Origin of the sequence: Paenibacillus terrae (genome assembly GCF_000943545.1) — a bacterium.
Classification (GTDB): domain Bacteria; phylum Bacillota; class Bacilli; order Paenibacillales; family Paenibacillaceae; genus Paenibacillus; species Paenibacillus terrae_A.
This window is the reverse complement of record NZ_JTHP01000173.1, coordinates 1-1,192: the sequence shown is the minus strand read 5'-3', so window position 1 is coordinate 1,192 and position 1,192 is coordinate 1. Positions and strand designations below refer to the sequence as shown.

Annotated in this window: 1 protein-coding gene; it reads right to left on the bottom strand. The window is 48.9% G+C overall.

The window, feature by feature from the left end; all coding sequences use genetic code 11:
• A partial coding sequence (locus tag QD47_RS29475) for an IS1182 family transposase (RefSeq protein WP_044649470.1) occupies positions 1-1,067 on the bottom strand: 1,067 nt, incomplete at its 3' end.
• Positions 1,068-1,192 lie beyond the last annotated feature (125 nt).

The window sequence follows — 1,192 nt, the reverse complement described above, 5'->3', positions numbered from 1 at the left end:
TTGTGGTATGTCCCGTATTTGACGATCGCTTGGATGTTTTGCTCTTTGAAATAGCTGTAATTTTCTTCGCTTCCATACCCTGCATCGGCAATGACCATCTCTGGTCGTCTCCCGAGTGATTCTTCCAGATGTTCCAAATGGGGCTTCAAGCATTTCGTATCGGTAGGCCGCTGATGCACGCTGTAACCGAGCACAAACTGGTTTTCCGTGCCCATCTGCACATTGTATCCCGGCTTCAGTTGACCATTTCGCATGTGATCTTCCTTCATTCGCATGAACGTCGCGTCCGAATCAGTTTTGCTGTAGCTATTGCGCTCGCCCGCGGTTTCGATCTGATGCTCATACTTTTGGAGCCGCGGCAGTAAGTCCTTGCGTAACTGGCGCACGGCTTTCTTTAAGGTTTTGTTTTTCGGTTTTTCTTGCAAAGCTTCCTCCAGTTGTTGAACCGCGTTTTCCAGCTTTTCTGCCGTGAGCGAGGAAGCTTCGCCAAGCTCAGGAAGGTCTGTACCCGCGTGGAGCGCATCTTCTTCGCTTTCGGCCGCTTCGATGGTTTGGAACAGGATATGTACTTTTTCTTGCAGCTTGGCCTGGTGCTTGACAACGGCCTTTTTCCAGACGAAGGTATACCTGTTTGCATTCGCTTCAAACTTGGTTCCGTCCAGAAAATAGTGCTCCAAGGACACGTATTGCTCCTGAACAAGCAGTTCCAGCACATGGGTAAACACGGTTTCCAGCACCTCTTTCATCCGCTCCGAACGGAAGCGGTTGATGGTACGGAAATCCGGTTGTTGCCGCGCAGCGAGCCACATGAACATGATATTTTCGCGGACAGCCTTGGCGATTTGACGGGAAGAGTAGATGCGCTGGGTGTAGGCGTAAATGATGATTTTGGTGAGCATTTTAGGATGATAACTATGACGGCCACCGCCAGGATACGCAGCGTTGAAAATGGAATCACTCAGGCGGTTGACTGCGTCGTTTACCACACGGACGATGTGGTTTTCGGGGATATCTGCCTCTAAATCCATTGGTAAGAAAAGTTGATCCATGGTATATTGAATGTACAAAGAAACCGTCTCCTTTCGAATGGTTGGGTGGTACCTCCATTTTACCAAGGAACGGTTTCTTTTTGTTTTACAATTTAGAGAAAAGGGCCGTCTCCAGCCAATTTTATGACTTATGGGACAGCCCC